The following is a 13,266-nucleotide window of genomic DNA, read 5'->3' as shown; positions in this document are numbered from 1 at the left end:
TGAGTTGAGTTCTGTCGTTGTGCAAACCAGCGAAACAGTAATCTTTCAATTACAGAATAGCAGTAATTAATACCCTTTTCGGGCCCGATGCTGAATGCGCGCTTCCCACCGTTTGCGCTTAGCGGCTATGCTGCCTTGCAGGTACTTTTCCACTACCAGTGCAGCACAGGGCGCCGCTGCATCAGCCCCAAACCCCCCGTTTTCGATGTAAACCGCTACCGCTATCTGCGGATTATCGGCGGGGGCAAAGCCGACGAAGGCCGCATGGTCGTCGCCCTCATCGTTTTCGACGGTACCGGTTTTGCCGGCCAACGTAATGCCCACATCTTCCAAACTGGAGGCATCAGCGGTGCCGCCGCGCTGCATCACGGCTACCATGCCGGGTACGAGTGCCGCAAAATGGGCGCTGTCGATAAGCGTGTACCGCCTTTCAGTAAAGCGCGGCAGCGGCCCGCCCGCGCCGACGCTGCGCACCAGGTGGGGCGTATAGTACCAGCCACGGTTGGCAATGATGGCGGCCATGTTGGCCATTTGCAGCCCAGTGAGGTTAATTTCGCCTTGCCCGATGCTGAGCGAGTAAATGGAGCGGTAGGTCCAGCGGGACGTTTGCCGGGCCTTATCGTAGTATTCGGGTGTGGGCAGAAAACCGGGCGCTTCGCGGGGGATGTCTACGCCCAGCACCGTATCCAGCCCAAACGAGCGGACGTAGCGTCGCCACAAAGCCAGGTTCTGGTGCCGGGCCGCTACGGTATCCTGTACCAGACTATCAGGTACGTAGTTGATTAGCTTCCGCATCACCTGGTAGAAGTACGGGTTGCAGCTGTACTTCAGCCCGGCGGTCAGGTTGCTGGGCGCCGGGTGGCGATGCACGCAGCTGACGAGCGACTGGTCGCAGCGGAAGCCGGTGCCGGGGCTGATAGAACCGAGCTGCAGGGCCACGGCCGCATTCACCAGCTTGAATACCGAGCCGGGCGGGTTGGCCCGCATGGCGGGCCGGTTGATCAGCGGCATGCCTTCCTGCTGCAGCAGCTTGGCCCGTACCGCGGCCAGATCGGGTGCGGTAATGGTAGCCGGCTTGTACACAGGCGCCGACACATACGCCAGGATTTCGCCGGTGCGTGGGTCCAGCGCTACCAGGTAGCCCTTGCGCCGGCCCAGCAGGGTTTCGGCGTAGGCCTGCAGCTTCACGTCGATGGTCAGGTGCAGGTCCTGGCCTTCTTGAAAGGCCGTGTCAGGCGCCCAACTGCCGTGCGTCTGGCCTTGCTCGTCCACCAACGGGTGCAGGGTGCCCCGGCGCCCGTTGAGCAGGCCATTGTAATAAGCTTCGATGCCGCCGTTGCGCAACTGGTAGAAACGGCCTCGGCGGTAGCGCTTGGCTTGATTGTAGAAGGCCTCTGCCTCGGCGCTCATGTAGCCCAGCACGTGGGCACCCACGCTGGTGGTATAGGTGCGCCGGCGGGCCTCCGTCAGGGTCAAGCTGGGCCAGTCGCGGCTGTGACGGCGTACCCGTGCCGCTTCGGCCGCCGTAAGCCGAAGCTGGACCGGGTAGCCCGCTGGCGCTTTTTCGTATGGCAGGGCATCGGAAATGCGCTTCCGCGTAGTCGTCGGGCCCCAGCCGAGCAGCTGGCCCAGCGCCAGGGTGTCGAGTGGCGGGCGGCGCGGCAGCTTCAGCAGGTATTGCGGGCGGGTAGCCACCAGCACCGAGTCGTGGCGGTCGAGCACACGGCCGCGCTGCGGCACTTCGGGCAGCACTATGCGTTTCTTGATGTATTGTATACTTGTGTCTGGGGCCTGAGTCAGTACGTCAGTTTGCAGTTGAGGTGATGAACAGGTGGCCAGCACCAGAAACACTGTTAGTAGACTCATTTCCCAAATTCCAAGCAGTTAAAGCCTTGCACGTTTGGGTTACTCTACGCAATTGCCGAGCTCCTAGATGTATGTCTGATAAGTCAGGCTTAGATACTCACCTCAGTAGAAATGGGGCGTAGCGAAGATTTTGTAATTGAAGAGCGCGTTCAGGGCCGCGCAACTTTTGCGAATCCTTTTTGAAAGCTAATAAGACGAAGCAGAACCGGCAGGAAGAGCATTTTGGCTTTTGATCCATGCAAGCGAATCTGCTGCAAATCCGAGTTGCTTAAGCGCCTCAAGGATAAATGTTGTTTTGCCTTCCACGTAACGCTCCATATCGCCCGGAAATGCAGCAGCTAGTGCTTCCTTTAATTGGCCATATGCCTGGGCCTGCTGTGGATAGGCGCGGAGGTAATCCCGAAATCTAAGATGATTCTGTAGGCTGAGGCTGTCCCGCAGGCACACGTACAAATGATGGTTCGGCCATTCCTTGCCGGAACCATCAAGCGGTGCCAGCGCAGACGTACGCTTAAACACCTCTCGGTCGGCTATTCCCTGATTGCCTACGTGGCGGCAGCCCAAAGCGGCGAGTTTGGGAATGACAGCTTCCAACTGGCAGGCTTCCGCAATGATGATGTCCACATCGATAATCGGCTTGGCTTGCAGGCCCGGAACCGAAGTGCTGCCAACGTGTTCGATACTTTCGATTAAACCAGACAAGGCTCTTCCGTACACGCTTTTCAGCTGCTGAAACACCACTGGCCATTGTTCCGAGTACGGCGCTAGCACAATTGGTTTTGAGGCAGTCATGAAGGTTGTGGAAGGATGCAGACGTAGCCTAAGCTATTGCCCGCTAATGGTAAGCATTGTCTGTGCGGCTCCCAGCGGCGCGGTACCGGCTGGCCGCTGGGGCGGCTTAGGGAGGCTGGGGCCACTGGGGTTATGGCTTGTAACTAGTTTTGCTGCGTTTGATTCATGTCAGGTGAGGAAAGAATTAGTTAGATCATTATATAGTTGTCTTGATGCGTTAAAAGTCGGTATTATTGTATCAATGTCAAATACGGTCCAATCTCACATGTTTGTTTTTTATGCAGAAATACAAGACTAATAGAGTTTTTACTCCAACATCTCCTGCCGTTGATTCGTTTGTAGAACGAGCAATTAAAATTAATAATCATTTAGTTGATTCACTAAACACGCCCGGTAAACAGATTGTGTTATATGGGCATTCAGGATGTGGCAAAACTACTTTGTTAACAAATAAGTTAAATCAAGTTTATGAAAATTACATCATAACTAGATGTATGGATGGTATGACATTCGAAAATATAATTTTAGATGGGTTTGATCAGCTTGGTAATTTCTATACTGAGCAAACTCAGACGAAGGGATTTAAGATAGCGCCTTCTATTAATTTTAACTACAATGAAATTAAAGGTAGTGTTAGTTTGGGTGAATTGAGTAAATTAACTAATATATCAACTAAAAGCTTTATTCCACCCCAGCTCACTCCACAAAGGTTAGCCAAGTTTTTTGGAGAAGCCCGGGCTTGCTGGATACTTGAGGATTTTCACAAAATAAAAGGAAATGAAAAAACACGTACATCCCAATTAATGAAGGTGTTTATGGATATGTCTGTAGACTATCCAGATCTTAAACTTATTGCATTAGGTGCGGTTGGAACAGCTAGACACGTTATTGAATACGACAAAGAAATGAATAATAGAGTTTCTGAAATTTTCATTCCTTATATGCAAGATAAGGAAATTGTGTCTATTATAGAAAGGGGTGAAAAATTATTAAATTTAAAATTTACAGTCAGAGCTAAAGATAAAATAGTAAAATATTCATGTGGTCTTCCTTCTATATGTCATCAATTATGTTTAAATATTTGTTTTACTAATGATATACGTGAAACGCAGCTCTCGCAATTTTTAATTAACACTAGAGAATTAGATTATGCTATTGAGAAATATGTTGATGAAAAATCAGATACACTAAAATCTGAGTACGATAAGGCTGTTAAGGTTTCGAATAATGTAAAATTTAATATTTATAAAGATATTATAAACTCTTCAATTAACGTGAGTAAAGACGAATTTTCATTTGATGATATATTTATGCACATTGCTAATAAAAAGCATAACAAGGAAGAAGTTGGAAAGGCACTGGTTGAGCTTTGCTCCATTAAAAGAAGTGAAGTTCTTGTTTTTGATGAAAATTCTAATAAATATCGATTTAGTAACTTGTTTTTAAAAGGATATGCAATTCTTCAGATGGAAGGTGATAGAGCTAGTAGCTTTAAGAAAGGAATAAAGGACCAAACTATAGTTGATAGATTGCTTGAAATAATTGAAAACGATTTGATAGAGGACGAGGATTTTGACATTGATGATCATATAGATTAAAAAGGGCCGCGCTCATGACGAACGCGGCCCTTTTTAATCTATAGGTCGATTTTACATATTCCGCCGGTACTGGCCGCCTACTTCGAACAGCGCATTCGTAATCTGGCCGAGCGAGCAGGACTTCACCGTTTCCATCAACTCCTCGAAGAGGTTGCCGTTTTGCACGGCTACCTGCTGCAGGCGCTTCAGGGCGGCGTCGGCCTGGTCGCGGTTGCGGGCGTGGAGGTTCTGCAGCATGGTGATTTGGTACTGCTTTTCCTCCTCGGTGGCGCGGATAACCTCGGCGGGCTGCACCGTGGGCGAGCCTTTGGAGGAGAGGAAGGTGTTCACCCCGATGATGGGCAGCTCGCCGGTGTGCTTCTGCATCTCGTAATACAGGCTTTCCTCCTGGATTTTGCCGCGCTGGTACATGGTTTCCATGGCGCCCAGCACGCCGCCGCGCTCGGTGATGCGGTCAAACTCCAGCATCACGGCTTCTTCCACCAGGTCGGTCAGCTCCTCGATGATGAACGAGCCCTGCAAGGGGTTTTCGTTTTTGGCCTGGCCCAACTCCCGGTTGATGATGAGCTGAATGGCCATGGCCCGGCGCACCGATTCCTCCGTGGGCGTGGTGATAGCCTCGTCGTAGGCGTTGGTGTGCAGCGAGTTGCAGTTGTCGTAGATGGCGTAGAGCGCCTGCAGCGTGGTGCGGATGTCGTTGAAGTCGATTTCCTGGGCGTGCAGGGAGCGGCCCGAGGTCTGGATGTGGTACTTCAGCATCTGCGAGCGGGCGTTGGCGCCGTACTTCAGCTTCATGGCCTTGGCCCAGATGCGGCGCGCCACGCGGCCCATCACGGCGTACTCGGGGTCCATGCCGTTGGAGAAGAAGAACGACAGGTTGGGGGCGAAGTCGTTCACGTCCATGCCCCGGCTCACGTAGTACTCCACGAAGGTGAAACCGTTCGAGAGCGTGAGGGCCAGCTGGGTGATGGGGTTGGCGCCGGCCTCGGCAATGTGGTAACCCGAAATCGACACGGAGTAGAAGTTCCGCACCTTGTTCGTGATGAAGTACTGCTGCACGTCGCCCATGAGGCGCAGCGAGAACTCCGTGCTGAAGATGCAGGTGTTCTGGGCCTGGTCTTCCTTCAGAATGTCGGCCTGCACGGTGCCGCGCACCTGCGAGAGCGTGCGGGCTTTGATCTGCTGGTACACTTCCTGAGGCAGCACCTGGTCGCCGGTCACGCCGAGTAGCATCAGGCCCAGGCCGTCGTTGCCCTCGGGCAGCGTGCCCTGGTAGGCCGGGCGCTCCACGCCCAACTCCTTGTAGATAGCCTCGATCTTCTGGTTTACCTCTGCCTCCAAGCCATTCTCCTTGATGTACAGCTCGCACTGCTGATCAATGGCCGCGTTCATGAAGAAGGCCGCCAGGTGAGCGGCGGGACCGTTGATGGTCATCGACACCGACGTCACCGGGTCAGCGAGGTTGAAGCCGGAGTAGAGCTTCTTGGCGTCGTCGAGGCAGCAGATGCTCACGCCACTGTTGCCGATTTTGCCGTAGATGTCGGGGCGATGGTCGGGGTCTTCACCGTACAGCGTCACCGAGTCAAACGCCGTGCTCAGGCGCTTGGCGGGCAGGCCGGCCGATACGTAGTGGAAGCGGCGGTTGGTGCGCTCGGGGCCGCCTTCGCCCGCAAACATGCGGGTGGGGTCTTCGCCCTCGCGCTTGAAGGGGAACACACCGGCGGTGTAAGGAAACTCGCCGGGTACGTTCTCTTGCAGCATCCACTTCAATAGGTCGCCCCAGGCAGAGTAGCGCGGGGTAGCCACCTTCGGCACCTGCAGGTGGGAGAGGGTTTCGGTCTGCGTCTTGATGCGGATTTCCTTGTCGCGCACCTTAAACACGAATTCCGGCGCCTTGTAGGCTGCTACTTTTTGCGGCCAGGTCTCCAGGAGTCGCCAGTTCTGCCCGTCCAGCCGGAGCCGGATTTCCTCGAAGGCTTTCTCCAGGCCGGTTGCGAGTGCTGCTGATTCGGGTCCGTTGAGGCTGCTCCCCCCGGCTCCGTCAGCTGATCCAGGCTGCCCGGCTCCGAGGCTTCGGACGGCTTGGATGCTTTGCTGGAGTCCGTAGAGCTGCTGAGCGGTTTCGGCTTGTTTATCGACCCACTGGTCATATTGGCGGATGGTTTCGGTGATTTCGGACAGGTAACGCGTGCGGTGGGGCGGAATGATATACACCTTCTCGCTTTCGGCGCCCGAGGTTTCCAGCTGTGAGGCAAACGTAGCCCCGGTTTTCTGCTCGATGGTGCTGAGCACGGCCCGGTACAGGCGGTTCATGCCCGGGTCGTTGAATTGGGACGCAATGGTGCCGTATACGGGCAACTCGTCCAGCGGACGGTCCCAGAGCTGATGATTGCGCTGGTACTGCTTGCGCACGTCGCGCAGGGCGTCGAGGGCGCCGCGCTTGTCGAACTTGTTCAGCGCGATGACATCGGCGAAGTCGAGCATGTCGATTTTCTCCAGCTGCGTGGCCGCGCCGTACTCGGGCGTCATCACATAGAGGCTGGCGTCGCTGTGCTCGATGATTTCGGTGTCGGACTGGCCGATGCCGGAAGTCTCGAGGATGATCAGGTCGAAGTCAGCGGCGCGCACCACGTCCACGGCGTCCTGCACGTAGCGGCTCAGGGCGAGGTTGCTCTGGCGGGTGGCCAGGCTGCGCATGTACACGCGCGGGTTGTTGATGGCGTTCATCCGGATCCGGTCGCCCAGCAGGGCACCGCCCGTCTTGCGCTTGCTCGGATCGACGGAGATGATGGCAATAGTCTTGTCGGGAAAGTCGAGCAGGAAACGGCGCACCAACTCATCCACCAGGCTCGATTTGCCGGCGCCGCCGGTGCCGGTGATTCCCAGGATGGGCGCTTTTTTCTCGCCCGTGCCACCGACGCGCTGGTCGCTGCCGGATTCAGCACGCTGGAAGTCAGCCACGAGCTGGGTTTTCACCCGCTCAAACTCCTCGGGGAAGTTTTCGGCAGCCGAAATGAGGCGGCCCAGGCTCAGGGCATCTTTTTCCTTAACGTGACCCGCTTCGCCGTTCAGGTTCTTGCCCGTCGGGAAGTCGGCTTTTTCCAGCAGGTCGTTGATCATGCCCTGCAGGCCCATGGCGCGGCCGTCGTCGGGGGAGTAGATGCGCGTAATGCCGTAGCCCTGCAGCTCCTCGATTTCGGAGGGCAGAATCACGCCGCCGCCGCCGCCGAAGATTTTGATATGACCGGCGCCCCGCTCTTTGAGCAGGTCGTGCATGTACTTGAAGAACTCGTTGTGGCCGCCTTGGTAGGAGGTAATGGCAATGGCCTGCGCATCTTCCTGAATGGCGCAATCCACGATTTCCTGCACCGAGCGGTTGTGGCCGAGGTGAATGACTTCGGCGCCGCTGGCCTGAATGATGCGGCGCATGATGTTGATAGCCGCGTCGTGGCCGTCGAACAGCGCCGCCGCCGTAACGATGCGGACGTGGTTCTGAGGTTTATAAGGAGCTACGGGAGCTGGGTGCATGGTAGGATTCCGAACGAGTGGGAAATGGTGCGGCTAAAGTACGAAAAACGGGCGGCGGAGGCTTACAAGTGTTAGGCGCGGGCCGGCTGTAGGTTTATTGAGCTATTGAACTGCTTTAAGTACCACCTTAGTGCCATCTGGTAAGTTCCTTATCCGCTCATGAATCATTCCTGTGAGGTTCAGGTGTTCTTGCAGATTAGTAGGCTGAAGGTTGTCAGGCTGATACTTTCCACCTAAAACAGGGAGCATAATAAGCTATAGACATTCTGAGGGCCGAGGGGTAAACCAGCTTTTTCTGCGTATTGCGCCAAATCAGTCAGCAACCAATAAGCTGCATTCTCTTGCTGCTGTAGTAACAATTGAAACTCAGTCGCATTTTCAGCCACTCTGGTTACCTCACCAGCTCCAGTATCCAGCCAATGCACCGACGCGTCGGGGTACTGCAGGATAAGTCGCCAAAAAGTGAGGCTGACAGTACCTGGGCCTCTTTATTGACCAGCCATTTCCAAGCCTGTAGCAACTCGCTACTGTTGAAGTTATCAATGCTCATAGGGCTTACTAAACTGATACCGTATCTGTCCCGCCTTCTCCCAGATCGAGTAGCCAAATTGGCGGTTCGGCTGCTAACGCCATGGCGGCTAGGTTAAGCCAACTACCAGCGCGGTCAAGAACTTCCGAGTCAGAGGTTACTACTACATCAGTGGTTTCGGCTAGCACTCGGTCAGGATTCATCACTACTTCGGCGGTCCAGGGAAGCCCGAGTTCGGGCCCTAAGTCCCGCAGGCGCGCCGCCAGGCGGCCGCTGTTGGATACGGGCTGATCGAGCAGCCAGCGCACGGGGCCGGGGCGCAGGGGGAGCAATGCCGCCGCAGCCAGGCGAATGGCCCGGTCGGTTTCCTGCACCGCCCGGTAAGTGCCGTGGATGCTCGATAGGTCGCGCAAGGCCCCGTCGCGGCCGCGAAGTACCACGCCGCCGCTCAGAGCGGTTTCGAGAATGATAATGAGGTTGAAGCCATCAATGGCCACGGGGCGGCCGCCGAGGTCTATCGCCGGCAACTGTGAGGCGGTGCGCCTAACGAGCTGCTCATCGGTGCAGGCAGCGCGGCCCACGGCCCAGCGCTGGCGTTCGGTTAAGGCGTACCGGTCGCCGACCAGCTTCAAGGTGGCGCTCGGTGGGTAGCCGCGCGTCAACAGCCAAGACAGCTCCCCAACGGCGCGACTCAGTACCGGCACCCACTCCGGGGCAAACAAACGGGTGTCGGCGGGGTGCGGGCCACGGTGGCGGGTATCAGCAGGACGCATAATCGGCTGGCAGGAAAGTAGTAGCAAGTTGCGGAATATGGCCTAAGACTACCCAGAATGGCTCAGATTCTGCGTCTGGCTACGGTACGGCTATTGCTCCATCAGCATCTCAAAGTACAGGCTGGGCTGCATGGGGTGAATGCTCCACAGCGCTTCGCTGTTTTCGCGTTCCACCATCACTTGCTTGGGCTGACGCTGAACCGGAATAGAAAAGTACTTTTTGGCGGGAGCCGTTTTTTCACTCTGCAGCCACTGAATTGTGGCCACCACGGGCTCAGCCTTCAAGTTCAGTTGGTAGGGGCGCAGGTCGATGGCCACCCAGCCTTTTTGCTTGGGCCCGCACGTGAGCTGTATATCCTGCGTCAGCAAGGTCTTGCCCAGTTGTCCGCCCTGCGCCAATGCGTAAAGGTTCAGGCGGAAGCGTAGGTGCTCGTATTGGTTATCGAATAGGTAGACGTAGAACTTCTCCAGCACTGCCGGGCGCTTGGGCGTGAGCACCGTGCCCAGTTCCCAGCCCCACTCATCGTCGACGGTCTGCTTGCCGCTGGAGCCGGCCACCCAGCGCACATCCCCTTTATCGGAGGTGCGGCCCAGCACGGCCGGCTTTACGCGCCGGTGCGCCACTACCACGTCTTTCAGCTGCTGCTCCTGCGGCATCAGCCGAAACACGCGCTGCCCAGCGGCCAGTGTAGCAGGGAGTACCACCTCGCGGGCAAAGCCTACGCTGGTAACGACGAGCGTATCAGCCGAGCCGGCCGGCAGGCGCAGCACGTAGCGGCCGTTTTCGTCGGCCACGGTGCCGAGGCCCCGGCGCGGCACGCCCAAGGTGGCAAAGGGTACCGGCTCACCGGTGCGGGCGTTTAGTACCTGGCCTTCCAGCGGCGCGCTTTGAGCGAGGGTAAGCAGGGGCAGCAGGCCCAGAGCCGCACCGGCAAAGAGCCGTCGAACCATTGATGATAGAAAAAATAAACAGGAGCGAAAACGGACGCGGCCCGCAGGGCAAAATTGTTCCGCAGCCCGCGCCAGGTTCTACGCGAATCCCTAGCTGATTGGTGGTGAGGAAGTTTGTTTTCCGCCCTGCGTTAACAATCTGCTACCGCTTGGGGGCACGCACTTGGAGCTCTGGCCCCAGGCCCGACAGCCAGGCACGGTGCGGTCCGAAAAACGCGTATGGAGCCACTTTTGAGGGAACTGGTAGTTCCTGTTCCTGCCACGATGCCCCAGCATCGGAGCTGTAATAGCAACGGTAGCGGTTGAGGGCTGCGGAGGTATCGGAGGAGGCCGCAAGTAGGGTTAAGCTGGCGCCGGCAATGTGCAGGTTTTCGGCTAGTAAACGCTGGCCATCGGCGGCCCGGAACTGATGCACCTCGGTGTAGCGGCCGGAGGCTTTGTCGCGGCGCAGCAGGCGGACGCTGCCCGTTGTTTCGTCGCTGGCCAACCAGAGGTTGCCGGCTTCGTCAGCGGCCACTACAATGACGCGGGCATTGGGCAAGGCTTCCACTACGCTGCGACCGGTAGCCCAGTCCACGCGGGCCAGGTGAGTGGCGTAATGAGGTGAGGCAGGGGAGTTGAGCAGCAGCCAAGCTGAGCCGTCGGGGGTGTACAGTCCGTGGTGGGCGTTGCCCGGAAGATTTAGTGAAGCTGGCTGCCAATGGCGGCCGCCGTCGGTGGTGCGGTACAGCAGAGCGCGGCCTTGTCGCCGCTCGTTGGTAATAGCAAAGCCCTGCACGGTATCAGCAAACGCTAACGTGCAAACCTGCGCGGGCACCGAGCCCAGCTCCTGCCACGTAGCGCCGCCATCAGTGGAGCGCAGGAGTTTGGATAAATCACGCGGCTGGCTTGGGCTTTGCTCTTGCAACTCTACGGCATAAGCGGTTCGGCCTACACGGGTGGCCGTAATGAACCGCGCACCCTTGCTTAGGACCTTCATGCTCCAGTTGTGGCCGCCGTCGGTGGTGCGGAAGATGGTAGACACTTGCTCGGCCTCCAGATTCTTGCTCAGCAGCGCCGCGTCGCTCCAGGCGCTGCCCAGCATCAGGCCAGTGCTGTCGTCGAGAAAAAGCAGGGCTCCGGCGCTATGGTTGCTAGTGGGAAAACCTTGGGGAGAAACCAGTAGCCAGGAAGGAGCGGGGCTGGAGCAGGCCGTGAGGGTGCAAATGACGGCAAACAACAGGCTCTGCTGCATGCAGGTAAATAGGCGTACCATGGGCACAAAGTACGTGGAGAACAGGCTTAGTCGTACTGCTGCAACTCCAGGTACATGCTGGCATTGATGGGAAACACCCGCCAGGTGGCTTCGCTTTTGTCGCGCACGGCTGACCGGTGCGTAACTGACGGAAACGTGCCGGGGCCGCCAAATTTCAGGCTTTCCGGCGTTTGCTTTTCGCCCTGCAACCACTGAATGCCGGCCGCTACAGTTTGACCTTTGGCTAAGTGTAGCTGGTAAGGGCGCAGATCTACGCTTACCCAGCCCGTTTGGCCGGGCGGAACAGTGAACTGGATATCGTCGGTGAGCAGCTGTTGGCCTGGTTTTCCGTTTTCCACGGCGTAAAGCATAAACCGCATGCGGATGTGCCGGAACTCGTTCTGCTCGATGTAAACATTGAAGCCATCGACGTAGCTATTGCGGCGAATCGGGAGTATGGTGGCTACTTCCCAGCCTCTTTCGTCGTCGGCCACGCTGCCAAGGTCGCGGGTGGCGGTGCTCCAGTGCGCCGTGCCGCGCTCGGATCGATTTCCCAGTATGGCCGGCTTCAGGCGTCCGTGCCGCACCTGCACCTCCTTAATACGGTGCGTAGCGGTCTGCAACGTAAACCCTGCCGCTTGCTGCTGAGCATGGTTGAGGGTAAGTCGCAGCGGCTGATAACCTATACACGAGATGATAAAAGAATCGGAAGCTGCCAACGAAGGGGGGAAGGCCAGGGTAAAGTGACCCGTTTCGTTAGTGGTTGTGCCTACGGATTTACCTTTTATTCCTACTGTCGCAAAGGCAACGGGTGCACCGCTAGTTGACACCACGCGTCCGTTAAGCTGTTGTGCAGAGCTGGTGAAGGCGGCTCCAAGAAGCCAGAAGAAAGCAAGAAATCTGAATGCCATTGAGAAAACCTTTGGGTACAGCTTCAAGAGGGCCTTCGGGTTAAGTCGGTTGGCTGGCCGAAAAAAAAAGCCCCGGTATAACCGGGGCGTCGGGGATGCTTGCACGGGACAGGCCTATCCAAAAGAAATGCCGTGGCCGATAATAAAGCGGGACCCTAACATCAAGGCGCCAATCACCAGCACCAAGCCCCAGGCTATGCGGGTCTTCTGAGGCGCATTAATCGTGAATTCGAACAGTTCATTTAGACTGGCAAATGCTAGGGGCCCCAAAAGGAGCAGGAGGGTGGCAAAGTGCAGTTGCTCATTAATGAATGCATCAGGATACTTGGCCAGAGTCAGTAACAACGAACCCGCAAGCCATGGCAGAAACAGCGTGACAAGAATCAGCCGACGACGGTTGCGGTAGCGCATAAGGGTACGCGAATCGTGGCTTTGCAGAAAAATGATTTTGGCGAAATAGCCCAGCGCCGCCATGATCAGGCCGAACAGGAAAGCTACCGCCACATTGATACCGTTGCCGGCCAGAAACAACCAACTAGGCGCGTACCAAAACCCCGATTGGGTGAGGGTGTCGGCCACCATGGCGCCGAAAAACAGATTGATGCAGTGAAAGACCACCCACATCAGGTACTGCTTAAATAAACCCCGCTTGAACCGCGCCTGGCGCCAGAACCACAACGCCGCCAAGGCCCCAAAGGCCAAGCAAGCCAGTGGTGCCAGCCCGTACACGGCCAGCACTTGGTTGCGCGACCATTCAAAGTCAGCCAGCAGAAACTTGATCCGGTCCAACTGCCACGTACCCGGTACTCCTTCCTGCTTGGCTACCCACACGGTCACCAAGCGGTGAAACGTATCAATGGTGAGGTAGGCCAGCACGTACAGGGCGGTGGCATTAACGGCAGCTATTATGGATTTCTGCTGCAGGTCGGACGCCGACGAAGCAGTTGAAACAGAAGTATTGGTAGTGCTCATATATTCGGAACTCCCGCTAAAATAAGGGGGTTGGTGAGTAGCAGCCAAAGGCCTCGTAGGGGAGTAGCTTAGTTTTTGCGGCCCCAAACCGCTACCTTCGCGGCTGCATAAA

General features: G+C 56.5%; 10 protein-coding genes. 1 reads left to right on the top strand and 9 read right to left on the bottom strand.

Annotated features, from left to right (window positions below; genetic code table 11):
- Window positions 1-66: 66 nt before the first annotated feature.
- Both AC5FXY_RS17830 and AC5FXY_RS17825 read right to left on the bottom strand, forming a co-directional pair.
- A complete protein-coding gene (locus tag AC5FXY_RS17830) occupies window positions 67-1,866 on the bottom strand; it encodes a peptidoglycan D,D-transpeptidase FtsI family protein (protein ID WP_493558065.1) in 1,800 nt (599 codons plus the stop codon).
- A 186-nt stretch (window positions 1,867-2,052) separates the two neighbouring features.
- On the bottom strand, window positions 2,053-2,658 hold the full coding sequence (locus tag AC5FXY_RS17825) for a GrpB family protein (protein WP_493558064.1): 606 nt from the start codon (window positions 2,656-2,658) through the stop codon (window positions 2,053-2,055).
- Window positions 2,659-2,936: 278 nt separating this feature from the next.
- Here AC5FXY_RS17825 and AC5FXY_RS17820 point away from each other — a divergent pair, with 278 nt between their 5' ends.
- Window positions 2,937-4,256 carry a P-loop NTPase family protein gene (locus AC5FXY_RS17820; RefSeq protein WP_493558063.1) on the top strand — a complete coding sequence of 440 codons (1,320 nt, stop codon included), beginning with the start codon at window positions 2,937-2,939 and terminating at the stop codon, window positions 4,254-4,256.
- A gap of 51 nt (window positions 4,257-4,307) precedes the next feature.
- Here the strand turns inward: AC5FXY_RS17820 and AC5FXY_RS17815 are convergent, their stop codons facing one another.
- The 7 genes from AC5FXY_RS17815 to AC5FXY_RS17785 all read right to left on the bottom strand — a co-directional run bounded on the left by AC5FXY_RS17815 (window position 4,308) and on the right by AC5FXY_RS17785 (window position 13,154).
- Window positions 4,308-7,784: a methylmalonyl-CoA mutase family protein gene (locus AC5FXY_RS17815; RefSeq protein ID WP_493558062.1), complete on the bottom strand. Its 3,477-nt coding sequence runs from the start codon at window positions 7,782-7,784 to the stop codon at window positions 4,308-4,310.
- A gap of 102 nt (window positions 7,785-7,886) precedes the next feature.
- Window positions 7,887-8,033 (bottom strand): T6SS immunity protein Tdi1 domain-containing protein, encoded by a 147-nt coding sequence (locus tag AC5FXY_RS17810; protein WP_493558061.1) that lies wholly within the window; start codon window positions 8,031-8,033, stop codon window positions 7,887-7,889.
- Window positions 8,034-8,342: 309 nt separating this feature from the next.
- A complete protein-coding gene (locus tag AC5FXY_RS17805) occupies window positions 8,343-9,086 on the bottom strand; it encodes a DUF434 domain-containing protein (RefSeq protein ID WP_493558060.1) in 744 nt (247 codons plus the stop codon).
- 90 nt (window positions 9,087-9,176) lie between these two features.
- Complete coding sequence (locus AC5FXY_RS17800; RefSeq protein ID WP_493558059.1) at window positions 9,177-10,037, bottom strand: carboxypeptidase-like regulatory domain-containing protein; 861 nt, start codon at window positions 10,035-10,037, stop codon at window positions 9,177-9,179.
- Window positions 10,038-10,179: 142 nt separating this feature from the next.
- Window positions 10,180-11,292, bottom strand: a complete 1,113-nt coding sequence (locus AC5FXY_RS17795; RefSeq protein ID WP_493558058.1) for a WD40/YVTN/BNR-like repeat-containing protein — start codon at window positions 11,290-11,292, stop codon at window positions 10,180-10,182.
- A gap of 26 nt (window positions 11,293-11,318) precedes the next feature.
- Complete coding sequence (locus AC5FXY_RS17790) at window positions 11,319-12,182, bottom strand: carboxypeptidase-like regulatory domain-containing protein (protein ID WP_493558057.1); 864 nt, start codon at window positions 12,180-12,182, stop codon at window positions 11,319-11,321.
- Between the two features lie 114 nt (window positions 12,183-12,296).
- Complete coding sequence (locus tag AC5FXY_RS17785) at window positions 12,297-13,154, bottom strand: hypothetical protein (RefSeq protein WP_493558056.1); 858 nt, start codon at window positions 13,152-13,154, stop codon at window positions 12,297-12,299.
- Window positions 13,155-13,266: the final 112 nt, after the last annotated feature.

The organism is Hymenobacter sp. FMD4, assembly GCF_058932745.1.
This window is presented reverse-complemented; position numbering and strand designations above follow the sequence as displayed.